Source organism: Streptomyces sp. NBC_01428 (assembly GCF_036231965.1).
Taxonomy (GTDB): Bacteria; Actinomycetota; Actinomycetes; order Streptomycetales; family Streptomycetaceae; genus Streptomyces.
This window is the reverse complement of record NZ_CP109499.1, coordinates 8,834,203-8,857,844: the sequence shown is the minus strand read 5'-3', so window position 1 is coordinate 8,857,844 and position 23,642 is coordinate 8,834,203. Positions and strand designations below refer to the sequence as shown.

Here is a 23,642-nt window from a genome sequence, read left to right as displayed (position 1 = left end):
TGCGCCGTTTCCCGGCCGGAGCCTTGGAAGCGCGGCCTGGTGACCACCGTACTGGCACTGCTGCTGGGCCTCCTCCTGCTGCTGCACGCGAGGATCCCGAACCGGATCGGGAACCTGGGCAGCCTGGTGGAGACCTTCCTGCCGTGGTTCGGGGTGTTCGTTCCCGTGCTGCTGGCCGGGGCGCTGTGGCGCCGCTCCGCCTCGGCGGTCGTCGCACTGCTGTTGCCGGTCCTGGTGTGGCTGAACCTCTTCGGCGGGCTGCTCGGCGACAAGTCCCACCGGGGAGGCGACCTCACGGTCGTCGAGCACAACGTCGGCGCCGGAAATCCCGACCCGCCCGGCACCGCGCGCGACCTGGCCGCCTCCGGGGCGGACGTGCTGGCTCTGGTCGAGCTGACGGAGAAGGCCCGGGGCGCGTACGAGGAGGAGCTGGCGAAGGCCTACAGCTACCACGCGGTGCGGGGCACGGTCGGACTGTGGAGCAAGCTGCCCCTGTCGGACACCCGGCAGGTCGACATCCTGACGGACTACGGGCCCCTGGCGGCGACCAAGCCGGCCGATGCCAGGGCGGCCTATGCCCGGGCGCTGCGCACCATGGTGGCCACGGACCGGGGCCCACTGGCGGTGTATGTGGCCCATCTGGGGTCCGCGCGGGTGAATCCCCGAGTGGGCTTTTGGACGGACACACGGGACAGGAACGCACGGGCACTCGGCAAGGTTCTCTCCGCCGAACGGAACGAGCGGGTGGTCCTGCTCGGCGACCTGAACGGCACCATGGACGATCGCGCGTTCGACGGCATCACCTCACGGATGCGCTCGGCCCAGGACGTGGCCGGGGACGGCTTCGGCTTCACTTGGCCGGCGACGTTCCCGATGGTGCGGATCGACCAGATCATGGTCCGCGGGGTGACGCCGGAGAGTTCGTGGGTGCTACCCGCCGGCCGCAGCGACCATCTGCCGGTCGCGGCCACCATCAGTTGGTGAGCCCTCGCCGGCGGACCGTCCCCGCGGAAAATCAGCCCCCTGATCCGTCCAGGGCCCACCGGGACGGTCCGTTCGGGTCACGGACCGGAGTCGCACTCCAGGTCCTTCGGGTTCACCGCGTCGGCCATCGCCTGCATCCCCTTGTCGTTCGGGTGCAGATGGTCGCCGTTGTCGAAGAACGGCAGGATGCGCTCGGGGTCGTACGGACTGCGGAGGGCCTTGTCGAAGTCGGTCACCGCGTCGAAGGCGCCGCTGTCACGGACGAAGGCGTTCACCTCCTGCCGGACGGTCTCGGCCGCGGGGTCCCACTCGGACCAGCCCTTGAACGGCCCGATGGTCGCTCCGACGACACATGTGCCTGCCGCGTGGGCGCGTTCGATGATCCGCCGGTATCCGGTGATCATGTCCTGTGCGGTCACGCCGGTGTGCGCCTTGATGTCGTTGACGCCCTCGAAGAGGAACACGGTGCGCACGCCGGGGTGGGACAGCACGTCCTGGTCCAGTCGGTTCAGGGCGCTGCGGCCGGCGCCGTCGGCCAGCAACTTGTTCCCTGATATCCCTTCGTTCGCCACTCCGCGCACGGTGGTGACGGTGGAGGTCCGCAGGCGTCGGGCGAGATAGTCCGGCCAGCGGCGGTTGAGGTCCGTGCTGGACTGCCATCCGTCGGTGATGGAGTCCCCGAGGGCGACCACGGCTCCGGTGGCGGAGGGCGCGCGCACGGTCACGGCGTCGAGGTAGAACCACGAGCCGGTGGTTCCGGCCCAGTTCGTGGCGCTCTCCTCGGCGGTGTGGTCGCCTTCCGAGATGTACGACGTCTGCATGGCCATGCCGTGACCGGTGGCGGGGCCGGTCGCGTCGGGACTGTGCAGGCTGATGACGAGGTTGCTCTCGGCTGCGATCCTGCCGGGGAGCGGGTCGCTGTACGCCGTCGCTCCGGCCGGGACGGTGACCGACCGCGCCCCGCCGAACGTGAGCCGTCGGTTGCCGGCGTGGACCAGTCCGGCGCCGGAGGACTGTAATCCGGCGTAGACGCTGTCGAAGGTGACGGGGCGGTCTCCCAGCGCGTTGGAGACCCGCACCCTGAGGTTGTCGCCGCCGACGCTGGTGTGGACGACCAGCCGGTAGCCGCGGTCGGCCACGCCGTCGCCGACCCGGTCGGCCGCCGCTGCCCAGGTGACGACGTCGTGTGTGCCGTTCGCCGCCCGGGCCGTCGTGGACAAGGGCTGCACCACCGTCGCCGCTCCCATGACGGCGGCCAGGGCGACCAGCCTCCCGCGCCGTGCCGCCCTCATCGGGTGAAGTCCCGGATCGTGACGGTCTCGTCCTGTTCGAGCGTCACCGTCCGGGACCTCCCGTCGAAGACCACCGCGGTGGTACGGCCACCTGTGCTGGTCACGCGCAGACGTGTGGGACGGCCGTTCCGCCAGGCAAGATCCACGAGGAAGCCGCCTCGCACCGGGACGCCCTCGACGGATCCCGAGTCGGCCCATGCGGAGGGGAGGGCCGGAAGGAGTTCCAGGTGTCCGGGGCGGGAGTACACCAGCATCTCGATCATGGCCGCCGGGGTGCCGAAGTTCGCGTCGATCTGGAAGATCCCGCGTCCTTGCCCGGCTTCGTAGATGTCGAACAGGTTGAACGCGGTGCCGTTGACGCCGCCGACGGAGGGGCGCAGGTTGGTGGCGATGAGGCGGTAGGCCTTGTCGGCGTTCTTCAGCCGGGCCCAGCACAGTGCGCGCCAGGCGTTGGCCCAGCCGAAGCTGTCCATGCCTCGCGCGGTGAGGAGGGCGGTCGCGCCGGCCACGATGTCCTCGGGGGTGGAGCCGTCGGGGCGGATCCGGTCGCCGGGGAAGAGGCCGACGAGTGGGGACAGGTGGCGGTGGGTGGTCTCGCCGAGGTTCTCGGGCGACATCCACTCCTCCAGCCAGCCGGTCGTGGGGCTGACCTGGGGCAGGTGGAGGCGGTCCCGTAGTCCGCGGATCGTGCGTGCGTGGGTGGAGTCGCGTCCCAACACCCGTGCGGCCTCGGCGTAGTTGCCGAACAGGGCGCACACCAGTTCCTGCGCGTAGGTGATGCCGCGGGCGTCCAGGGGGCCGTGTTCGGGCGACCAGTCGCTGTCGGCGATCAGGACCTCGCGGCCGGTGCCGGGCTCGGTCGTGGTGATCAGCCGGGCCTCCCAGAACTCGCAGGCGCCTTTGAGCAGGGGGTGGATCTTGGCCAGGTACTCCCGCGACCGGGTGTACTCGTAGTGCTCGAACAGGCTGTTGGCGAGCCAGGCGTTTCCCGCCGGGTGCCACCACCAGCCGCCGCCACCGTGGGGGTTGGTGGAGATCGCGACCGTCCAGCCCGCGGTCTTCCCCGTGGAGTTGCGGTACCGGTTGCGCGGGTCGCCGAAGAGGCGGTTCGTCAGTTCGGTCCAGGAGGGCAACTGGGCGAGGCAGTAGTCGGCGAAGGCGTCGAAGCACTGCGACAGACCGGCCCGGTCGGCCATCCAGTAGTTCATCTGCAGGTTGATGTCGGTGTGGTAGTCGCCCATCCAGTCCGGGTCGTTGCCGTCGAGCCACACCCCCTGCAGGCCCATGGGGAGGCTGCCGCGCGAGCCGGAGATCATCAGGTAGCGGCTGTACTGGAGGTAGGCGGCCTCCAGTTCGGGGTCCGGGGTGTCGCTCTCGTACCGGGAGCGCAGCCGCGACCAGGTGTCGAGCGAGCGCTGCCCGTTGCTCGACTTGCCCAAGGAGAGCCGTAGTTGACGGTACAGCGGCTGGTAGTCGGCGACATGGGTGCGCAGAAGGGTGGCGGGCGAGTGGTGTGCGGCGGAGGTGACCTTGGTGCGGGCGAGTTTCTCCGGGTCCAGTGCCGGATCGCGGTAGTGGTGGGCGGCGTCGGGTGCGTAGTTCGTGCCGCCGCTGAGGACGACGGTGAGGTCGGTGCAGCCGGCGAACTCGATGGTCGGACCGCTGACCCGGACTCGGCCGCCGGTGCCGTACGCCTTGATCGCCGCGCCGTACCGCAGGCCGTTGGCGAACGAGGCGCCGAACGACTCGGCGCCGGTGAGTTTCTCGCCGTGGCTGCCGGCGAGGGTGACGGTCCCGGTGTACCGGCCCGCGCCGCTCTGGGTGAAGTGCAGGACGATCGCGTCGTCCGGGCGGCTGGCGAAGAGCTGACGCCGGTAGGTGATGCCGGCATGCACGTAGGAGGTGGTGACGACCGCCCGGTCCAGGTCGAGGGTGCGGCGGTAGCCGGTGACGGCCGACAGGTCGTGGTCGGGGATGTCCACGGTGAGCCGGGCGAGCAGGGTCAGGGAGCCGAAGTCGGCTCGTCCGTAGGGGAATTGGCCGTCGGCGTCGAGGGTGTCGTTGAGGCCACCGGTCCACAGGGTCGCGTCGGTCACGAGGAGCAGTTCGCGGCCCGGGTCGTTGCTCGCGAGGGCGCCGAGGCGACCGTTGCCGATGGGCAGGCCCTGCTCGATCAGGGAGTGTTCGTCGCCGGGGGCCTGCCACCACAGCTGGTCGGCTGCGGTGGCGGCGGCCTGGGGGGTGTCGGCGTTGGGGCGGACGGGCGCGGCGGAGGCGGTGAAGGCGGGCAGTCCGCCGAGTGCCGCGGTGAGTCCGGCGGTCGCGGCCAGCGACAACGCCGTTCTCCTGCTGGGGTGGTCCGGACGTGCGTTCATGGCGGCTCCAGAAGTCGGACAGGTGGCCCGGCCTTTCGGGGGGCCGGGCCACCGGGTGGTGTCAGGAGGACTTCGGTACGTCGATCCGGTCGATGTCGGGGGCGTAGCCCGTGCCGCTGTCGAAGGTGACGGTGTTGGGCCCGGCCTTGAGGGTCACGGGCACGTAGACGCTGTTCACGGTGGCCCAGTCGCCGGTGGAGGGGAACTTATGGCCGGTGGCGCCGCCGCTGTTCGCGGAGACGAGGGCGGAGCGGGCGTCACCGCTGACGTAGGAGACCTTGAGCTGGTACTGGCCCGCCTTCGCGACGATCACGTCGGCGATGGTCAACTTGCCGCCCTGGTACAGGTTTCCGACCTTCTTGGCGCCGGAGCACGCGCCGCAGTCGGCGACGGAGGCGTTGCCGGCGAGGGTGTTTCCGCTCGCCTCGGCCTCGATCGCTGTCCAGGCGAGGGAGCGGCCGTTCGGGGTGACGGTGAAGAGCCGGGAGCCGTGGGCGGGCAGCGCCTCGGTGACGCGGTCGGTGCGCGTGCCGAGGTTCTCGTGGTTCCACAGGTCGCGGACCTTCGCCTTGCCGGTGAAGCCGAGGGTGGAGAAGTCGGCGCTCACGGAGGCGGGGCGGTTGGCGAGGTTGAACAGGGCGACGGTGTAGGTGCCGTCGTGGTTCCTGGCGGCCCACACCTGCTGGGGGTCGGAGGGGGTGACGGGCGCGGCGGGCGGGTTGGGGCCCTGGTCGACGGCGAGGACCTCGGGATTGGTGAGCAGGGAGACGCCGTAGGGGTCGAGCTTCGTCAGATCGTCGCCCGTGTAGAGCGGGGACTTGGCGATGGACCACAGGGTGGCGTAGGTCTGCCGCTCGGCCTTGGTCAGACCGTCCATGTCGCCGTTGCCGACGTCGAGGGAGTCGAGGTCGTTCCAGCCGCCGGGGCCTGCGTGCCGGGTCCAGGCCGGGGTGTCGTCGAAGCGGTCGTCGACGGAGTTCTCCCAGCTCACCAGGGTGTTGCAGTAACACTCGACGTCGGTGTCCACGCGCCAGCCGTTGGAGTACTTCTTCCAGTCGGCGGCGTGGCCGATGTCCAGCGACCAGGATATTTCCAGGTGGACGGGGCGGCCGGCGGCTGCGATGGCCTGGTGCCAGGCGGCGACGTCGGCAACGTTGTCGTAGTTGTCGCCGCTCTTGAAGGAACCGGGGCCGACGCCGTCGAGTTTGAGGAAGTCGAAGCCCCAGTCGGCGAACATCTGTGCCTGGGAGTCGATGTACTTCTGCGCGCACGGATCGGTGAAGTCGAGTTTGTACGCGCTGTCCCAGCCGTTGGTGGTGCGCAGGTCGCCGTAGACGATGTCGGCGGTGGTGCAGCCGGGGGCGTTCCAGATGGGCGCCTTGCCGTCGTCGTACGCCTCCTTCTCCAGACCGACCGGCAGGTAGATGCCCGCCTTCAGGCCCTTGGCGTGGATGTGGTCGGCGACGGCTTTCATGCCCCGCGGGAAGCGGGCGGGGTCGGCCTTCTGCCGGGCGTACTGGTCGAACTCCGGCTTCCAGGCCTTGTCCCGCCACCAGCCGGCGTCGATGTTGACGTGGTCGTATCCGTACTTCTTCAGCTTGGTGGCGAGGGCGTCCGTCTGTTTGAGGACGTTGGCCTCGGTGAGCCAGCTGTAGTCGCCGTCGGGGTTGAGGCCGGGATATTTGGAGGACTGCATGCTCCAGCTCGACCAGCCCATGTAGGGCTTGGCCGCGAGCGGGTCGGTGCTGGTCGTGGTGGGTGCCGCCTCGGCCGTGGTGGGCATCGCCTCGGCGGTGGTGGCGGCGCCGATGGTGCCTGCGCAGAGGGCGAGGGCGGCCACGGTTCTGAGGACGCGTCGGGGCGTGGCGGAGTACGAGGGTGACCGCATGGGTCGGGCCTCCTGAGGTTGCGGTGGGGGTAGGGGCGGCTCAGCCCTTGCCCGAGCCGGTGGTGAGTCCGTCGGGGAACGGGTGGTTCGCGCTGATGAAGGACTGGATGGCGGTCGCGGCGGCGCCGCGTGCCCACTGCTCGAAGGGGAGCGGGCGGGTGTGCACCTCGCACCGGGCGGCGGATCCGAAGGCCGCCGCGGCGAACGCGTCGCGGATCTGGTCGGCGAACAGGTCATAGGCGGCGAGGCCCTCGCCGGAGATGATCACGCGGGCGGGTCCGAGCAGGTTGGCGACGGTGGCGATGCCCTTGCCGATCGCGTCCCCCGCCGCCGCGTAGACGGCTCGGATTCTGTCGTCGCCCCCGTGGGCGAGGTCGATGGCCTGCGCGATGTCGGTGATGTCCGTGCCGGTGACCTCCCGTACACGGGCGAGGATCGCGCCGTCCGCCGCGATCGCCTCCACGCAACCGCGGTTGCCGCAGTGGCAGAGCGGGCCGTCCGGGTCGACGGTGACGTGGCCGATCTCGCCGGCGACGCCGTGCGCGCCGGCGACGACCCTGCCGTGCACCACAAGACCGCAGCCGATGCCGGCGCCCACCGTGACGACGGCGAAGTCCGAGAGTCCGGCGCCGCCGCCGAACCACTGCTCGGCGACGGTGAGGGCACGCACGTCGTTGTCCACCGTGACCGGCAGGCCGCAGGCCAGAAAGGCGCGTTCGGCGAGCGTAACGTCGTGCCAGTCCAGGAAGGGCGAGTAGCGCACGGTTCCCTCGGCGCGGTCCACGTCTCCGGACACGGCGATCCCGAGTCCGAGGACGGGTACGCCGAACTCCTCCGCCTCCGCCAGCAGTTCGCGCACCAGGGCCGCCGCCGCGGCGAGCACGTCCTCCGGCGCGCGACCGCCGAGCGGCAGACGCCGGTGGGCCCTGACCCGGCAGCACAGGTCGGCCAGGACACCGATGACCTCGTCGCCGGTGAACTTCAGACCGACGAAGAAGGCCCGTCCGCCGTCCACCCGCAGCAGGTTGGCGGGCCGGCCGAGTGCGGGGGGCGCCTCCGCGTTGGCGTCCTCCAGGAGGTAGCCGGCTTCCAGCAGGGGCCGGACCGCCTTGGTGACGGCGGCCGGCGACAGGCCGGAACGCCCGGCCGCCTCCAGCCGGGTGAGGGGGCCGTGCACGAGAACCGTGGTGAAGACCTGGGCGGCGGCCGGCGTGTTGGCCGGGAACGTCTCCACAGCGGTGGGCGACTGCATGGCCGGGAACCTATGACTGTTAATTTCCGCTGTCAATGAAAGAAGTCAGATCGGTTGGACGCTGCCGGTGAACCGCCGTTCCGGCTTCATATCTCGTCTCCGCAGCGGGGGTTGACAGTCAATCCAAGGAAGCGCTTGGCTTCGGGGCGCGTTAGCCATCTTCTGGATCGTGAGGCCCATGCCGTCGCTCATCTCCCAGTCTCCGGCCACCGGCGTCTGGCTGCTGACCACTCCACGCACGTCGTACGCCGTGCGGATCGACGAGACCGGATCTCCCTGCCATGTGGCCTGGGGCCCGCGTCTCAGCACCGAGGAGGCGGACGCGCTGGTCGAGCCGGCCAAGGAGCCGCCCAGCAGTTTCGAGGGCCGGCCTACGGTGGGTGAGGAGCTGCCCGTCGACGGAGGAACCCGGTACGGGCCGCCGTCCCTGCAGCTCCGCTACGCCGACGGCTCACGCGGCTTCGCCTGGCTGCCGACGGAACACCAGGTCACGCAGGAGGGCCCCACCGCCGAACTCGTCCTCGGCTTCCGTGACCGCCTCCATCCGGTGCACGTCGCTCTGCACTACCGGGTGCGCGCCGACACGGACGTGATCGAGCGGTGGACCGTGGTGCGCAACGCCGGTGACAGCGCGGTGGAGTTGCTGCGCGCCGACTCGGCGGCGTGGACCCTGCCGCCGCTCGCGGACTATCGCCTCAGCCACGTCACCGGGCAGTGGTCCGCCGAGACCCAGCTGCGTCGGGAACCGGCGCCGTACGGCGAAACGGTGCTGACCAGTCGGCGCGGGATCACCAGCCACCACGCCAACCCCTGGGCCATGCTCGACGACGGGACGGCCGACGAGGACCATGGACGGGTGTGGAGCACGGTCCTCGCGTGGAGCGGGAGCTGGCGACTGACCGTGCAGCGCACCCCGGACGGACGCGCCGGCCTGACCGGCGGCGCGGGACACGACGGTACGCGTGTGCCGCTCGGACCGGGCGAGGAGTACACGACGCCCGTCCTCGCGGGCCTGTGCAGCGACGGCGGCTTCGGCACCACGAGCCGCACCTGGCACGCCTACTTGCGCACCCACGTCCTCCGGCACGCGGACGAGACCGCTCCCGTGCTCTACAACTCGTGGGAGGCCACGGGCTTCGACGTCACCGAGGCCGGCCAACTCGCCCTGGCCGAACGCGCGGCCCGGCTCGGCGTCGAGCTGTACGTCGTGGACGACGGCTGGTTCGGCGCCCGGCGCAGCGACCGGGCCGGACTCGGCGACTGGACACCGGCGCCGGACCGTTTCCCGGCGGGGCTCGGCCCGTTGGCGCGCGCCGTGCACGACCTCGGCATGCGCTTCGGCATCTGGGTGGAACCGGAGATGGTCAACCCCGACAGCGACCTGTACCGTGCCCACCCCGACTGGGTCCTTCACGTGCCCGGCCGCGCCCGTACGGAGATGCGCAATCAACTCGTCCTCAACCTCGCCCGGCAGGACGTGGCCGACTGGGCGTACGACTGGCTGACGCGCCTGGTCGCCGACAACGACCTCGACTTCCTCAAGTGGGACATGAACCGCGCCTTCGGCGAAGCCGGCTGGCCGGACGAACCCGACGGCGGCGACCGCCTCTGGACCCGGTACGTCACCCGTCTCTACGACGTCCTCGACCGACTCCGTGCCGACCACCCCGGACTCCGCATCGAGGCGTGCGGAGGCGGCGGGGGCCGCGTGGATCCGGGGATCCTCGCACGCACCGACCAGGCCTGGACCTCCGACAACACCGACGCGGTGGACCGGCTGGCCATCCAGCACGGGTTCGGCCAGGTGTACCCGGCCCGGGTGATGTCCGCCTGGGTGACCGACGTCCCGAACCAGCTCACCGGGCTCTCGGTCCCCCTCCGGTTCCGCTTCCATGTCGCCTGGGCCGGGCTGCTCGGCATCGGCGGCGACCTGACCCACTGGCCGGAGGAGGACCTGACCGAGGCGGCCGGGCTCGTCGCGGAGTACAAGGAGGTACGGCATCTGGTCCAGCGGGGACGCCAGTTCCGGCTCGGTGAACCGCTCGGCGAAGCCGTCTCGGCCGTGCAGTATCTCGCCGAGGACGCGGGAGAACTCCTGCTGCTCGCCTACCGGCGCAGCCCCCGCCACGGCTCCCCCCGACCGCCCGTCCGACTGCGCGGCCTGCCGCCGGGCACCCGCTACCGGGACGTCGCGTCCGGCCGCGTGCACCACGCGACCGTACTCACCGAGTACGGGCTGGACGTCGACCTGCCGAGCGGCGAGTGGGCCAGCGCCGCGCTGCATCTGGTCCGGGTGCCGGACGGAGGGTGAGCCGGCGCGCACCCGCGCGGTCAGCCGAATCGCGGTCAAGCGGGACAACAGTCAAGCGGGACAGCGGGCCGCTTCGATGGGCGCCCTCCCACAGGCACTCCCCCACAACTGGCGGACAGGTGAGGTCATTCGGAGTCCTGGTGGCCGGCGGGGCAGTCGACCGCAGCACGACACCTGACGACTTATCGGGTGATCCGACCGCCGGTCAGAGCCGGGTGAGTGGCGTCAGTGGTGCCGGCGGGTGATCAGGGCGACGACTCCGTGCTTGCGGAGGTCGCCCGGGCTAGGAGTCGGGAGCCGGATGTCCGACTGAGAGGCCTGCCCGACCATGTTCAAGACCGCGCTGCGGATCGCTTCCGCCGCCTCCCTTCTTGTCGCTTCACTGACGTTCGCCGCTTCCGCGGATGCCGCGACGGATCCCTTCCCGGGGACCCCGGAGCAGATCCGTGACACCGGGCCGTGCGGCCCGACGGGTGGCTACCGGTCCTCCGAGTGGTCTCAGACGACGACGAACCGCGGTCTGCGCTCGCAGGTCGACGTGGCCGCGCTGCGCGAGGGCTGGTACTGGCGCCACGACGTGAACACCCTCTGGCGGGGTGACACCCGTCCGGACCCGCAGGCGATCTTCCGCAGCGGCTTCACGCCTCTCGGCACGGATCTGACGCCGTTGGCGAAGTGGATCATCGGTGGAGGCGGTCAGAACTCCGCGCACCTCAGCACGTCGTGCGACCGGTGGGTGGCCCAGGGCTTCGCCACCGGAGGCGGCAAGGACGGCTGGGTCTACGCGATCCAGGCACCGGGCGGGATCGACGTGAACGCCACGGCCCGGATGACGGGCATCCAGTCGCAGTACCTGTGGAACAAGGAGATCGACTTCCCCGGCGGGGTGCAGGGCAGGTACATCGAGGGCGCGTGCCAGTACCACTGGGCCGGCCAGGACCCCGAGACGAACGCGAACATCTACAAGAACCTGGGCTGCGTCACGAACAAGGACTTCCGCCCCGTCGACAACCGACAGACCGCTCAGGCCGCTCCCTCCCACTGAGCACCGGAGCATGCGCGGCGGGACCGGCCCGAGCACGCCGGTTCGGTCCCGCCGGTCGCCACGAAGCGGGCGCGGGCAGCCGTTCAGGCCGCGGCGCGCTTCAGGCGGACAATGACGGGGGCGCTGAAGGGATCACCGCTCTGGTTCACCTCGACCTGGCCCGCGCCCAGCCACTCGTCGGTGCCGGGCACCCGCTGGATCTCCTCCAGCCACAGTGACTGGTTCGAGGCCGGCCGCGCCCCGGTCGACGTGGGCAGGCGGTGCCGCCCGATCTTCACGCAGTTGCCGTCATCGGTCAGGTACCAGTTGCCGTTCAGGAACAGCCCGTTGTCGTCCCGTCCCACGGGAGTCCGCCAGTCGCATCCGCCGGGCGCGGGATTCTGCTCGGCCCACTTCGACCCGTCCCACCGGAGTTGGATGAACTCGTCCGCGGGTTCGTTGTCGATCTCGCCGTGGTTGAAGCTGTTGCTGCCGTAGGCACGTACGTCATCGCCCGCGAACGCGAAGACATGGAGGAGGCCGGCGCCGGGCTCCGGCGGGAGCGGCTCGTCGAACCGGGCCTGAGGCGTGTCCACCGGCTTCCAGGACACGCCGTCCCAGTGTGCCGAGGCGGGTTGGCTGTAGCGCTCCCCGCCGGCCAGGTCGGTGCCCGGCCCCGTGTCGCGGCCGCCGACCGCCCACACGTCCCTCGGTCCCGCCACGGCGAGGTCCGCCGTGGGGAACGGCAGTCGGCTCGCCGACCACCGGCTGCCGTCCCAGTGCTGGGCGGACTGCTCGCCCACGAGGGTCCAGATGTCGTCCGGGCCTGTCGCCCGGAAGACCCTGGCCTTGCCCGGCGGGGGGTTCGGCACGGCGGACCATCGGATGCCGTCCCACCGTGCCCAGTTCCGATCAGAGCCGCTCGCATCACTCTGCGGTCGCAGCCAGAGCTGGTTCTCCCCGACCTCTTCGAACCTGGGCGGGTAGAGACTGTCGCCCAGCGCGGCGGGGAGGGGCTCCTGCTTCCAGCCCGTGCCGTCGTAGTGCAACAGGTGAGCATTGGCCCGGCCGTTGTTCTCCGTCCCCACCGCCCAGATATCGTCGGCGGCGAGAACAGCTACGTCCTCGAACTTACCGCTGAAGTCGGCTATGTGCTCGAACTCCCACGTCAGGCTGCCTGTTGACGACTCGGCCGAACTGTCCGAAGGCCCGGAACCAGCCGCATCCGCGGAGGCCGTGGCACGGGGATCCCTCGCGTCGTGGCCGGCTTCGCATCCGGAGGCCGTGAGCAGGGTGGCCAGAGCGACGGCGACCGCCGCTCCCCCACGCGTTCTGTTTCCGGTTGATACGAGCATGGTCGCTCCCCCTCGCCGCCCTGTCTGTCTGCCCTCATCCTCACCGACCGCACCGGACGGAGCGCAACCGGTGGGCCGGCTGCCGTACCGATCGACCGACCGCAGGCCGCGTGCCCGTGTGTCCTGGCCGAGTGGTCAGGACACACGGGCACGCGATGGACGGAACCGGTCCGGTGGTGGAGGTTCGCGCTACTCGTGCGGAGGACTCACGTCGGCAGTCTCCAGTTCTGGGCGCCCGATCCGTTGCAGGTGTAGAGCTGGAGTTGAGTGCCGTTGGTCGTGCTGGAGTTGGGATCGTCCAGGCACAGCTTGGACTGAGGGTTGACGAGCGAGCCGTTGGCTCCCGCGGTCCACTGCTGGGCTCCGCTGCCGTTGCACGTCCACAGCTGGATCAGGGTGCCGTTGGTGGTCCCGCTGTGGTCGGCGTCCAGGCATTTGCCCAGCGTCCGGATCGAGCCGTCGCCGGCGACGATCCAGTCCTGCGCGTAGGTGCTGTTGCAGCCCCAGATCTGCGCGTGGGTGCCGTCGGTGGTGGAGGAACCCGCGTCGTCCACGCACAGGTTCGCCGCCACCGCCGAGGTGATGGCCCCGATGCGGGGCGAGGCCGGTGCCGCGGTGTCACCCGCGTAGGAGGGCGGCGCCGCGGAAGCGGCCGTTGCCCAGGACGTGTTGGCACTGGTGCCCAGGGTGTAGTTCAGCGTGCCTCCGGCCGTGATCGCCGTGGTGGGGGCGAAGGCGTTGTTCCACGCGGCGCCGTTCCACGTCGCGGACTGCACATAGGGGGCGTTGTCGGCGGCGCCGTTGCCGTTGATCGTCAGGGTCTTGCCCGACGGAAGCGTGACCACGGCGTGGGTGAACAGGGGCGAGCCCAGGGCGAGATCAGAGGTACCCGGTGTCTCGGGGAACATACCGAGGGCGGACCACACGTACCAGGCGCTCATCGCGCCGAGGTCGTCGTTGCCGTCGGCCAGTCCGGCGGGGGTGTTGGCCCAGATCTGGTCCTGGATCGCCCGTACGGTGCCCTGCGTCTTGTAGGGCTGCCCGGTGTAGTCGTATTCCCAGGGCAGTTCGATGCTGGGCTCGTTGCCGACCCACGCGTAGCCCTTGTCACCGGTGTAGCTGCGCAGCACGGTGTCCAGGTAGTGGTTCATCGCGGTGTTGCCGCCCTTGGCGTGCGCCAGACCACCCACGTTGAACGGAACCATCCCGGTGTAGATCCAGGAGTCGGCCTCGACCATGTCGGTGCCGCTGGTGGGGTCGAAGCCGCCGGTCCAGGAGCCGCCGGCGTTACGGGGTTCGACGAAGCCGGAGGCGGGGTTGAGTACGTTGCGCCAGCCTTGCGCGCGGTTGGCGTAGGTCTTCTGGTGGCCGGTGTCGCCGAGGGCCCCGGCCAGCGCGGAGAGGGCGAAGTCGGCGGTGTTGTACTCCAGTGTCGTGGCGACCGGTCCGTAGAAGTTGCAGCAGCCGTAGGTGCCGTCGTGCGGCATGTAGCCCGGTGAGTCGAGGTAGTTGAGCCCCGGCCGGTCGTTGTTGGCCGAACTCGCCTGTTTGATCATGTCGGCGAGGGCGGTCGTGGTGTCGAAGTCCTTGGCGCCGAAGGCGTAGTAGTCGGCGATGATGGCGTCCGCCGGGTCGCCCACCATGACGTAGGACTCGCCGTTGTTCTCCGACCACTTGGGGAAGACTCCGGTCTGGGCGTAGTCGTCGACCATCGACTGCGCCGTGTCCGAGGCGGCTTGTGGCGCGACGAGTGCTTCGAGTTGGGCCTGCGAGCGGTAGATGTCCCAGCCGGAGTAGTTCGCGTACGCGGCTTTGTGCCCGGTGTCCACGGTGTGGGTTCTGCCGTCGAACCCGTAGTACTGGCCGTTGGTGTCACTGATGACGTTCGGGTGCAGCAGCGAGTGGTAGAGCGCGGTGTAGAAGCTCTGCTGCTGCGCGGTCGTCCCGCCGGCGATCTGGATCTTGCCGAGTGCGCTGTTCCAGGCGTTCTGCGCGGCGGTGCGGGTCGCGTTGAAGTCCCACCCGGAGTTCTCCGCGGCCCGGTTGGCGGTCGCGTTGGCGACGGAGACGTAGGAGATGCCGACCTTGGCCTGCACCACCGGGTTGTTGGTGGTGTTGAAGGTGACGTATCCGTTCGACGCCGCGGCGGTCGGGGTCGCGCCGTCCTTGGCCGCCTTCGGAGCCGTCGCGTTCGGGATCTTGCCGTGGAGCACCGGCTTGTTGGGTTTCTCTGCGGCGTTCTTCGACGCCGTGGCAGGCTTCGACGGGGTGGCGGCCGGCGTCTTCGCGATCGAGGTGCCCTGCGAGGCGAACGGCTGGTCGAAGACCATGTCGAAGTAGACGCTGTAGGTGTTGCCCGCGCCGCAGAAGTGGCCGCTGGTGACCTGCCCGCTCACCTCTGTGCTCGAGACTTTGGTGAACTGCGTCGAGGTGGCGCCGTTCTGACTTCCGGTGAGCTTGAAGATCAGGTTGGCCTGACTGCTCGCCGGGAACGTGAAGCGCGCCATGCCGCTGCGGGTCGTGGTGGTCAGCTCCGTGGTCACCTGATTGTTGAGGGCGACCTTGTACGAGCCTGCCGAAGCCGTCTCGTTGGCGTGCGAGAAAGCGTCCGTCGCACCGGTGTTGACCGTGCCGACCGTGGGCAGCACCGGTATGTCTCCGGCCGCTCCGCAGCCGGGGCCGGCGATGTGGGTGAGGCTGAAGCCGGTGATGGACGAGTCGTTGTACTCGTACCCGCCGCCGGGGGGCCGCGAGGGCGTGTCCGGGCTCCACTGGACCATGCCGAACGGGACGTCGGCGCCGGGGAAGTCGTTGGCCTGGTTCGACGTGCCGATGAACGGGTTGACCACCGTGGCCGGTGAGGTGACGAGCGCGGCCTTCTCGGCCGCCACCGCGGGGGCGCACAGCCCGGCACCGGCCAGTGCCGCAGTGGCGAGCAGAACCGTCAGTCTGGTGCCGCGGGAACTCAACCGCCGTGTCATCACGGGGCTTCTCCTCTGGTCGGGAGCGGAAGCTTGACAACGTTGTCGCACGGACGAGAGCTGACACCTGGCAAGGATCCGAAATTGACAACGTTGTCGCGCACTCACATGAGGCGCCCAGCGATCCGAACGCCTTGAGGGGCCCCCGAAGTTGTGGACCTGGGGGCGCAGACGAGAACTCCCGGCGAAGCTAGCCATAGGGCAGGGGCATGTCAACGCATAGCGCAACGACTTGGCATTCCTTGAACGTTGGCCCGTGAGACTCGCCGGGTATCCCGCCGCGTCCGGCCACCCGACGGCGTACTGCACCGCCACCCTCGACACGGCACGGCGGCGGTGCGGGAGCAACGGGCATACAACAAGCCCCGCCTCCAGTGTTCTGGAGGCGGGGCCGTGAGAGCGCCGGGCAGGCCTTGCACCTGCATCTCCCCGCAGGAAGCGGGACGTCTTTCCTTGGACCACCAACGCGTGTCGCTCCTACCCGAGTTCGGGTGGACCGCTCAAGATCGATGCTAGCGCACCGAGGGGACCCGTTCAAACTCGCGTGCGAAGCGGTGTCCGGAGCCACCGCTCCCCCAACACCCGTCCGCGGCACGGCAAGCGGCTTGCTTCGCCCGGCCGGTCCGCGGGCACCGCGAGGGCGCCCGCCGCCCCGGCGCAGGAGCTCACGCCGGGGCGGCGGGCAGGGGCACCGCGACGTCGGTGCGGCTGGCGCGTGCCGCAGCGACTGTTCCGGTGGGTCGTGGTGGGCGCCGTCGAACCCACCGGTCCCTCCCGCAGTGGCCGCTACCAGCCGACGGCGACCAGCAGCCACTGCGGGCTGCCGTGGGAGATGAAGGAGGACTGTCCCGCCACATCGTCGTAGGGGAAGCCGTAGGCCAGTCCGTTGATGGCGTTGTCGTGCCAGAACTTGGCGTAGTAGTTCGCGGGCGCGGCCTTGTAGTACTGGGCCGGGTCCCCCTGCTGGGAGGCGGGCAGGGTGGCCACGTGACGGTTGAGCGCTGCGCACATGTCGGGGTTGCCGGCCAGGGCGGCCGCGCAGCCGAAGATGTCGGAGGTGGCGGCGTTGACGCCGACGGACTGGGCGTACGAGGTGAAGTAGCTGGCGTTGGCTCCACCGGCCCGGAAGCTCGGGTCGCTGCCGGGGGCGATGATCCGGTACGGGGCCTGCGTCTGGGACAGCACCTTGAACGGGGCGGGAACGGCGTCGGTGAACCGTTGGAACGTCGCCGCGCGGTCTTCGGCGAAGGTCTGCCGGTTCTCGCCGACCTCGGCGTCGTACCCGTCCTTGCTGTGCAGTCGCATGGCCAGCTTGAGGCCGAAGGCGTCGACCCGGGTGGTGTTGCCGTTGAAGACGTTGTTGCCGACGGTGAACTCGATGAAGTCGTAGTAGGCGCTGTTCGGTGAGCCCAGGTAGAAGTACATGCGTCCCGCGGAGTTGGCCGGCATGTCGAGGTAGGGCTGCTCCGCGATGGAGTGGACCTGGCCGTTGAAGCTCCAGTACACCTGGCTGTCGGGGTACTTGCCGTTGGTGCGGTTGAGGATCTTCACCTCCACCGCGTTGTTGGCGGCGGGGATGTCGCTCGTGCTGCCCCAGAAGCCGTCGGGCGGTGTCGTACTGCCGGGGCCGTAGACCTGGAATTCCCAGAGGGAGTAGCCGTAGGGAGTGGCCCGGGCCGTCCCGGAGAGGCGGACGTATCTGCCGCTGCCGGTGATGTTGAGGGTCTGGGTGCCGCCGGTGGCGGTCGTCGTGGAGTACACGGTGGCCCAGGTGTTGGCGTCGGTGGAGGTCTGGATCTGGAAGGACTTGGCGTAGGCGGCTTCCCAGTTCAGGGTGACGCGTGTGAGTTGCTGGACGGATCCGAGGTCGACCTGGAGCCACTGCGGGTCGGCGAACGCCGAGGACCAGCGGGTTCCGGTGTTGCCGTCGACGGCGGCGGCCGCGGGGAAACTTCCGTTCTCCGTCGACGAGGCGGTCGCGGGCCGCCCCTGCGACAGCAGCTGGTCCGCGGCGTGTGCCGGTGAGGGATTCAGGGCGGCGAAGCAGGCGATGAGCAGGACGAGTACCAGGCCAAGGGCGGTGCGCGTACGGGCAGTTGCCTGCGATGGTCTGGAAAGGGGCACGCTGGCGCTGAACTGCATGCGGGTTCTCCTCAAGCCGGGGCGGCGCGGTGGGGGTGGAGCAACTGCAGAGTGAGAGCGCTCTCCCGGGTTGTATCTCCGCTCGTTGCGGGCGTCAACAACTGAAGCCGAATCGACGGGGATTCAGGCTGCGGAGTCGGAACGGGTCTGCCGTGGACACGTGGGACGCCGCTCGCGGATTGGCCTGTTCGGACCTTGATCGGACGGCACGCTCACGCAGCGGGCCCGCGTTCAACACTTGACGAGGCGGGACGACGGGAACCCTCGACTCACATCCGAAGTCCGGTCACACCCGTCGTACGGTCACGCCTGCCGCGGCCAGGGCCTCCGTCTGTTCCTGGGGAGCGTGCGCGTCCGTGACGACCACGTCGAGCGCCGAGACGGGTGCGACGACGGCGAGGGCCGTGCGGGACACCTTGGCGCCCTCGGTCACGGCGATGACGCGACGGGAGGCGGCGATGGCCGCCCGCTTGACCGCGGCGTCGTCCAGGTCGTACGCGGTCAGTCCGTTCACCGCGTCGAGTCCGCAGCACCCGATGAGGGCGGTGTCGAAGCGGAGCGAGGCCAGCGACGCCTCGGTCAGGGGGCCGGTCAGTGCCAGTTCACCCTGCCGCGGCAGGCCGCCCGGGACCAGCAGGGTCAACTGGGGAGCGTCGGTGAGTGCGTTGACGGCGTGCAACGACAGGGGCATCACCGTGATCCGGCGGCCCTTCAGCGCGCGGGCCACTTCGAGGCAGGTCGTCCCACTGTCGAGGACGACGGACTCGCCGTCCGTGATGAGCTGCGCCGCTTCGGCGGCGATGCGCCGCTTGGCCTCGAGGCCGTCGTGGACGCGCATCGAGAACGGCGGCTCGTCACCGCGCAGCAGCAGACTCCGCGCGCCGCCCCGGTACCGCTCCAGCACACCCTGGGCCGCCAGAGCCTCCAGGTCGCGGCGGACGGTCATCTCCGAGGTGCCCGTCAGCTCGGCCAGCTCGGCGACGCCCATGCTGCCTGCCGTCTGCACGGCCTCGGTGATCTGCCTCAGTCGGTCGGTCCCAGCCATGCCCTCGATTAAACACAATGACTGTTCGAAACGCCACCTTTCAAAACAGGTTGTTGTTCGTTACGTTTGAAACGTGGAAAGACATCTGCGGGCCGCCCGGCTGGCCACCTTCACCTATTTCGTCCTGAACGGCTTCCTCATGGGGATGTGGATCGTCCACATCCCCACCATCGAACAGCGCGTCGGGATCGGTCACGCCACACTCGGCTGGCTCCTGCTGCTCCTGGGCGCGGGTGCCTTCGGGGGCATGCAGGCCGTCGGGCCGCTGACCGATCGCTTCGGCGCCCGCACCGTCGTTCCGCTCAGCGCGGCGCTGTGCAGCGCGACGGTCGCGCTGCCCGGTCTGGCCGGGAACGTGTGGACCCTCGGCGCCGCGCTCCTCGCGCTCGGCGTCGGCAACGGCTGCCTGGACGTGAGCATGAACGCGCACGCCGTCCAGGTGGAGCACGCCTACCGGCGCCCCGTGATGTCCGCGTTCCACGCCACCTTCTCCATAGGCGGGGTGTTCGCCGCCCTGGTCGGCGCCAGCACCCTCGGCCGGGGATGGAGTCCCGCGACCACCTTGTCGGCCGTCGCCGCCCTCGGCCTCGCCGCCTCCGTCCTGGCGGCCCCCCTGCTCCTGACCTCGGAGCGGCCACCGGCCCCGGACCTCGCCGCTCCCGCCGCGACAGGGAGGCGCAGGACGCCCCGGCACATCTGGATGCTCGCTGTACTGGCTCTGATGATCATGCTGTGCGAAGGCGTCGCCAACGACTGGAGCACGCTCCACCTGCGCCGGGTCCTGGACGCACCCCCGGCGACGGCCGCCCTCGCGTACGGAGCGTTCGCCACCGCCATGACCGTCGGCCGCCTGCTCGCCGACCGGTTCGCGGCGCGCTACGGCCCCACGGCCATCCTCCGGTACGGGGCGTCCGTCGCCGCTCTCGGACTCGCCGCGGCCGCGCTGTCCGACTGGATCCCCTTGGCGCTGGCCGGCTGGGCGGTGTTCGGAGCGGGGCTGTCAGGCTGTGTCCCGCAGCTCTTCAGCGCCGCCGGACACGCCGATCAGGACGCCGCGGGCGCGAACGTCTCCCGTGTCGCGGGCCTGGGCTACCTCGGCATGCTCGCCGGCCCGGCCGTGATCGGCCCGCTGACCCGGTTCGTCCCCCTCGACGTCACCTTCTTCCTCCCCGTTGCGTTCTGCGTCGTCGCGGCCTGCTCGGCAGGGATCGTCCGCCCGCGCCCGCACGTCTCGGGGCGGGTCGAGCTGGAGACCGCGGGGTGAGGTGATCCCCTCGAGGGGGCTGCTCCCTGGGGCACGCCGGGCGGAGAGCGGTCCGCTTTCACCGTCCGGGCGCCGGCTCCGAGGCACCGGACGTCGGCAGGGCGTGGAGTGCGCCGTGGGAAGCGGTGGCGTAGATCGTGCGGCCGACGGGCGCGTACGTGGTCGCGAGGATCTGGCCGCCGAGATCGAGGCTCTGCAACGAGGAGCCGTCCCGCGCGTCCAGGAGATACAGGCGACCGTTCCAGCCACCGGCGTAGATCGCCGAACCGTCGGTGCACAGCGTGAAGAACTCCTCGCCCTCGACATGCTCCACGCACCAGAGGACCTCGCCGGTGGCGACGGTGCGGCAGTGCACGACACCCGCGGTGTCTCCGATGAACAGCCTGTCGCCGATGCGGAGCGGCGGAGCCACGACCGGTGCGCCGAGTTCCGCCTCCCACAGGGTGGATCCGTCGGCCGCACCCAAGGACCGGAGGCCGCCGTCCGCGTCGGCGACGACGAGCGCCTGCTCCAGGGCCAGGGGTGGGGTGAGCAGGGCGGCGGGAAGCCGTACGGCCTGCTTCCAGCGGACGCCGCCGTTCTCGTCGTCGACCGCGAGGAGTTCGCGTCCTTCCCCGGCCGAGAGGTAGACCTGGCGGGCGTCGGCCGCGACCGGTTCGGCCGGGCCGCCTCCCTCGTCGGTGAGCGGTTCGGTCCGCCACCAGACGCGCCGCGTGACGGCGTCGAAGTGGTGGAGGCAGCCGGTGCTGTCCCCGAGGAACACGCTCTGTCCGCGCAGGAGTACGCGCGCGTCGGTGAGACTTCCCGCGGGGACGGACCACCAGCGGGTACGGGAGCGGGTGTCCCACGACTCCACCCGGCCGCCGGAGTCGCTGATCAGCAACAGGGCTCCTTCCGCGTGGAGTCGGACGGGCGCGGTGAAGTCACGCAGGTGGTCCTCCTGCCTCCCTGTCGCCCCGTCCAGCCAGCGCACGCCACTGTGGTCCGCGACGACCACGCCGCCCTGTTCCGTGGCCACCGCCGTGTGCGGCCACTCCCCCACGTCGGTGCGCCAGCTGCGTCGGCCGGGCCGGAACGGGACCGTCAGGTCCGCAGCGTTGCCGACGCCCGCGAGGAAGCGGCCCAGTTCGGACCGGTAGCCGGCGAGGGTGCGGCCGATGCCGTCCGGGAGCCGCAGCGTGCCGGGCAGGCCGAGGCATCGGGCGACCTCGTCGAGAGCGGGTCGGTCCGCCGGGTCCTCCGCGAGACAGGACCGGATCATCCCGCCGATCGTGTCGTCGGGCAGGCCTGTCAGGTCGGGTGCCGTGCCGGACACACGGCGCATGAGCATCGCGCGCGCGTTGCTCTCGCCGGTGTAGGGCGGGTGCCCGGTGAGTGCGTACAGGACGATCCCGCCGATGCCGAAGACGTCGGTCGCGGCGGTCGTCTTCGCGAGTCCGAGGATCTGCTCGGGTGCGCAGAAGTGGGGATGGCCGATCACCGTGTCGAGGGAGACGGTGACCCGCTGGCCGCGGATGCGCGTCAGCCCGAAGTCGATGATCCAGGGACCGTCGGACGTGAGCAGGACGTTGCCCGGATGCAGGTCGCGGTGCAACAGGCCTTTGCCGTGCGCCGTGTTGAGTGTGTCGACGAGTTCGGCGGCGATGGCGTGCACGCTGTGGCGGGGCAGTGCTCCGCCGTGCGACTCGATGATCTGGTGCAAGGACAGCCCGGGGATGAAGCGCGTGGCCAGGGTGGGGCGGCGTCCGCTCCCGAAGTCGAACGCGAGCAGTTCGGGGATGCGGGCGCCCTTGCACCGGTCGAGGGCCTTGCTCTCCTGGTGGAAGCGCTGCAGGTGCTGGGTGTCGTCGGCGAACTCGGCCTTGAGGAGTTTGACGGCGCCCAACGTGTCGAGTCCGCGGTGCTCCCCGACGGGCCGGCCAAGGTAGACGGTGCCGAACCCGCCCGTGCCCAGCCTGCCCAGGAGGCGGAATCCACCGGCTTCGGCGGGGTCGACGGCCGGGTCCAACGGCTGCACCATGGAGGGTCCTTTCCTGGGTGAGCGGGAGACGTCGTCGCGGCCGCGAGCCGCCGGGCGACCGGCGGTACGGCAGAACCGCGGCCCGTGCCTCGGCCGGCGCGGGGTGGATCTCAGTGCAGGACAACGGCCGGCCGGCTCTGCGTCTCGTGGGAGAAGCCGATCCCGCACAGCACCGTCGACTTGCCGATCTCGCACGTGCCGCTGTCGCGCAGCCGGTCGTCGCCGGGCCTCGGTGCCTCACGGACGCACTGCAGGGCGAGGACGAGCCGGCCTCCTTCGTGCCGGCCCCGCACGGAGATCCGCGCCCGCACGTTTCCGGCGTCGGTCTCCTGGCTGACCTCCCTGCCGCCCAGCAGAATGGTCTGCCGCTCGCCGGAACGCAGATCCGTCACGACCAGCGCCCCGGACAGCTTCGGGTTGCGTCGCTTGTACGAGCGCCAGGCGGCCGCCGCGCCCAGCAGGACGACGAGCAGGATCAACGGGTACAGCCAACCGGGGGTGCGAGCGGGAACGGTGCCCACCAGGTCGACGTCGGTGACGGTGGGCCGGCCCGTGGTGAATTTGGCGTACCCGATCGAGCTGCGCACGGTTCGCGTCCACGGCGAGGAGACCTCCGCGCGGATTCTCACTCCGGCGCGGAAGTCCCGCGTGCCCGGCAGCAGGCCGAACTCGGCGTCCTGGGACCAGGTCAGCGTCGCCTCGACGGTCCGACTCCGTCCGGGACCGATCGTGACCGGCGCGGCCGGAGCGGCGAGACGGACCGTCGCGTCCCCCGCTGCCGCGTCGGCCGTGAGGTCGACGTGCAGCGGGACGTGCCGGGCGTGCGAGGTCAGCGTGACGCGCACGGTCTCGGACCGCTTTCCGGTGCCGCCTCCGGCAGCCAGCGTTGCCTTCCCCCTGCCGTGCCGTTCGAGTCCCTCGCCCTGGACGGAGACGGCGACCTGTTCGCCCTGGTCGGCGCGGAGGACGCTCTCGGCCTTCTCCGCCCGCACCCGTTCCTTGGCGTCGTTGAGCTGCGCGCCCAGGGCCGCGGGGTCGACGGGCAGGATCCGCGGAGCCCCGAAGGCGCTGCCGAGGACTTCGGACACCTGTGTGCCGTCGGCCAGGGGCAGGCCGTAGCCGATGACGTCGCGGTTGGTGCCGAGGGCGTCGTACCGGGCTCTGAGCTGCTTCCACGCGGGCGTGCCGAGGCGGGCGTAGGGGCTGTCGGGTGCGTTGACGGCGCCGTCGGTGAGCATGAGGACCGCTCCGACGGGTGCCGTGCTGCGGTCGAGCTGGTCGGCGGCGACGTTCAGGGCGGCTCCGTGGTCACTGGCCGTCTCCTCGGCAGCGCGCGGGAGTTCCTTGCTGAGCAGCTTGCCGGTCCGGTTCGCCGGGGACATCGGGTGGACGACGCTGGTGGCTCGTCCGAAGGTGACGACGGCCACCTCGTCGGCCGGAGTGAGGGTCTTGAGGAAGGAGCCGAGGCGCTTCTTGACGGTGGAGTACAGCGGCTCTCCGTCGGGGCCCTTGTCCTGCATGGAACTGGAGGTGTCGACGAGGACGACGTACGCCGCGGGGACGTCGTCGACCTTGAGCGACCGGTAGATGCCGTCGCGGGGCAGGGGCTTGTCGGTGGCGGCGGCCGGTGCGGCGCCCGCGGCCGCGAGGGCGCCGGCCGCGGTCAGCAGCAGGGCGAGGCGCGCGGAGGCCCGGATGGTGTGCATGAG

General features: G+C 70.6%; 14 protein-coding genes. 4 read left to right on the top strand and 10 right to left on the bottom strand.

The genetic code is table 11. From position 1 onward, the window contains the following. Positions 1 to 39: 39 nt before the first annotated feature. Positions 40 to 984, top strand: a complete 945-nt coding sequence (locus OG406_RS38530; RefSeq protein WP_443067135.1) for an endonuclease/exonuclease/phosphatase family protein — start codon at positions 40 to 42, stop codon at positions 982 to 984. Positions 985 to 1,061: 77 nt separating this feature from the next. Here the strand turns inward: OG406_RS38530 and OG406_RS38525 are convergent, their stop codons facing one another. From OG406_RS38525 to OG406_RS38510, 4 genes are all read right to left on the bottom strand, one after another. Next, on the bottom strand, positions 1,062 to 2,276 hold the full coding sequence (locus tag OG406_RS38525) for an SGNH/GDSL hydrolase family protein (RefSeq protein ID WP_329190462.1): 1,215 nt from the start codon (positions 2,274 to 2,276) through the stop codon (positions 1,062 to 1,064). Continuing rightward, on the bottom strand, positions 2,273 to 4,651 hold the full coding sequence (locus OG406_RS38520; RefSeq protein WP_329190460.1) for a glycosyl hydrolase family 95 catalytic domain-containing protein: 2,379 nt from the start codon (positions 4,649 to 4,651) through the stop codon (positions 2,273 to 2,275). The genes OG406_RS38525 and OG406_RS38520 overlap by 4 nt, the downstream gene beginning before the upstream one ends. Positions 4,652 to 4,712: 61 nt before the next feature. Further along, positions 4,713 to 6,539, bottom strand: a complete 1,827-nt coding sequence (locus OG406_RS38515) for an alpha-galactosidase D (RefSeq protein WP_329190458.1) — start codon at positions 6,537 to 6,539, stop codon at positions 4,713 to 4,715. A gap of 40 nt (positions 6,540 to 6,579) precedes the next feature. Continuing rightward, entirely contained in the window at positions 6,580 to 7,791 is a 1,212-nt protein-coding gene (locus OG406_RS38510) for an ROK family protein (protein ID WP_329190456.1), read from the bottom strand. Between the two features lie 178 nt (positions 7,792 to 7,969). On the opposite strand from OG406_RS38510, the gene OG406_RS38505 reads away from it, so the two are divergent. Continuing rightward, entirely contained in the window at positions 7,970 to 10,102 is a 2,133-nt protein-coding gene (locus OG406_RS38505; protein WP_329190454.1) for an alpha-galactosidase, read from the top strand. A 328-nt stretch (positions 10,103 to 10,430) separates the two neighbouring features. Then, positions 10,431 to 11,147 (top strand): scabin-related ADP-ribosyltransferase, encoded by a 717-nt coding sequence (locus OG406_RS38500; RefSeq protein ID WP_329190452.1) that lies wholly within the window; start codon positions 10,431 to 10,433, stop codon positions 11,145 to 11,147. A gap of 83 nt (positions 11,148 to 11,230) precedes the next feature. Here the strand turns inward: OG406_RS38500 and OG406_RS38495 are convergent, their stop codons facing one another. The 4 genes from OG406_RS38495 to OG406_RS38480 all read right to left on the bottom strand — a co-directional run bounded on the left by OG406_RS38495 (position 11,231) and on the right by OG406_RS38480 (position 18,649). Beyond that, positions 11,231 to 12,481: a hypothetical protein gene (locus OG406_RS38495; protein ID WP_329190451.1), complete on the bottom strand. Its 1,251-nt coding sequence runs from the start codon at positions 12,479 to 12,481 to the stop codon at positions 11,231 to 11,233. A gap of 206 nt (positions 12,482 to 12,687) precedes the next feature. Next, positions 12,688 to 15,462: a lectin gene (locus OG406_RS38490; RefSeq protein ID WP_329190450.1), complete on the bottom strand. Its 2,775-nt coding sequence runs from the start codon at positions 15,460 to 15,462 to the stop codon at positions 12,688 to 12,690. Between the two features lie 786 nt (positions 15,463 to 16,248). After that, positions 16,249 to 17,604 (bottom strand): beta-1,3-glucanase family protein, encoded by a 1,356-nt coding sequence (locus OG406_RS38485; RefSeq protein ID WP_329190448.1) that lies wholly within the window; start codon positions 17,602 to 17,604, stop codon positions 16,249 to 16,251. Between the two features lie 286 nt (positions 17,605 to 17,890). Beyond that, positions 17,891 to 18,649, bottom strand: coding sequence for a DeoR/GlpR family DNA-binding transcription regulator (locus tag OG406_RS38480; RefSeq protein ID WP_267052033.1), 759 nt, complete (start codon positions 18,647 to 18,649; stop codon positions 17,891 to 17,893). Between the two features lie 73 nt (positions 18,650 to 18,722). On the opposite strand from OG406_RS38480, the gene OG406_RS38475 reads away from it, so the two are divergent. Then, entirely contained in the window at positions 18,723 to 19,913 is a 1,191-nt protein-coding gene (locus OG406_RS38475; RefSeq protein WP_329190446.1) for an MFS transporter, read from the top strand. 58 nt (positions 19,914 to 19,971) lie between these two features. On the opposite strand, the gene OG406_RS38470 is transcribed toward OG406_RS38475, so the two are convergent. Together OG406_RS38470 and OG406_RS38465 are read right to left on the bottom strand one after the other, a co-directional pair. Continuing rightward, complete coding sequence (locus OG406_RS38470; RefSeq protein WP_329190444.1) at positions 19,972 to 21,933, bottom strand: protein kinase domain-containing protein; 1,962 nt, start codon at positions 21,931 to 21,933, stop codon at positions 19,972 to 19,974. Between the two features lie 110 nt (positions 21,934 to 22,043). After that, a complete protein-coding gene (locus OG406_RS38465; protein WP_329190441.1) occupies positions 22,044 to 23,639 on the bottom strand; it encodes a vWA domain-containing protein in 1,596 nt (531 codons plus the stop codon). Between the last annotated feature and the right edge of the window lie 3 nt (positions 23,640 to 23,642).

Bases quoted from the DNA above. Each gene is read 5' to 3' on its own strand.
- OG406_RS38525 (WP_329190462.1), bottom strand. From the start codon at position 2,276: ATGAGGGCGGCACGGCGCGGGAGGCTGGTCGCCCTGGCCGCCGTCATG.
- OG406_RS38520 (WP_329190460.1), bottom strand. From the start codon at position 4,651: ATGAACGCACGTCCGGACCACCCCAGCAGGAGAACGGCGTTGTCGCTG.
- OG406_RS38515 (WP_329190458.1), bottom strand. From the start codon at position 6,539: ATGCGGTCACCCTCGTACTCCGCCACGCCCCGACGCGTCCTCAGAACC.
- OG406_RS38510 (WP_329190456.1), bottom strand. From the start codon at position 7,791: ATGCAGTCGCCCACCGCTGTGGAGACGTTCCCGGCCAACACGCCGGCC.
- OG406_RS38505 (WP_329190454.1), top strand. From the start codon at position 7,970: ATGCCGTCGCTCATCTCCCAGTCTCCGGCCACCGGCGTCTGGCTGCTG.
- OG406_RS38500 (WP_329190452.1), top strand. From the start codon at position 10,431: ATGTTCAAGACCGCGCTGCGGATCGCTTCCGCCGCCTCCCTTCTTGTC.
- OG406_RS38495 (WP_329190451.1), bottom strand. From the start codon at position 12,481: ATGCTCGTATCAACCGGAAACAGAACGCGTGGGGGAGCGGCGGTCGCC.
- OG406_RS38490 (WP_329190450.1), bottom strand. From the start codon at position 15,462: ATGACACGGCGGTTGAGTTCCCGCGGCACCAGACTGACGGTTCTGCTC.
- OG406_RS38485 (WP_329190448.1), bottom strand. From the start codon at position 17,604: ATGCAGTTCAGCGCCAGCGTGCCCCTTTCCAGACCATCGCAGGCAACT.
- OG406_RS38480 (WP_267052033.1), bottom strand. From the start codon at position 18,649: ATGGCTGGGACCGACCGACTGAGGCAGATCACCGAGGCCGTGCAGACG.
- OG406_RS38470 (WP_329190444.1), bottom strand. From the start codon at position 21,933: ATGGTGCAGCCGTTGGACCCGGCCGTCGACCCCGCCGAAGCCGGTGGA.
- OG406_RS38465 (WP_329190441.1), bottom strand. From the start codon at position 23,639: ATGCACACCATCCGGGCCTCCGCGCGCCTCGCCCTGCTGCTGACCGCG.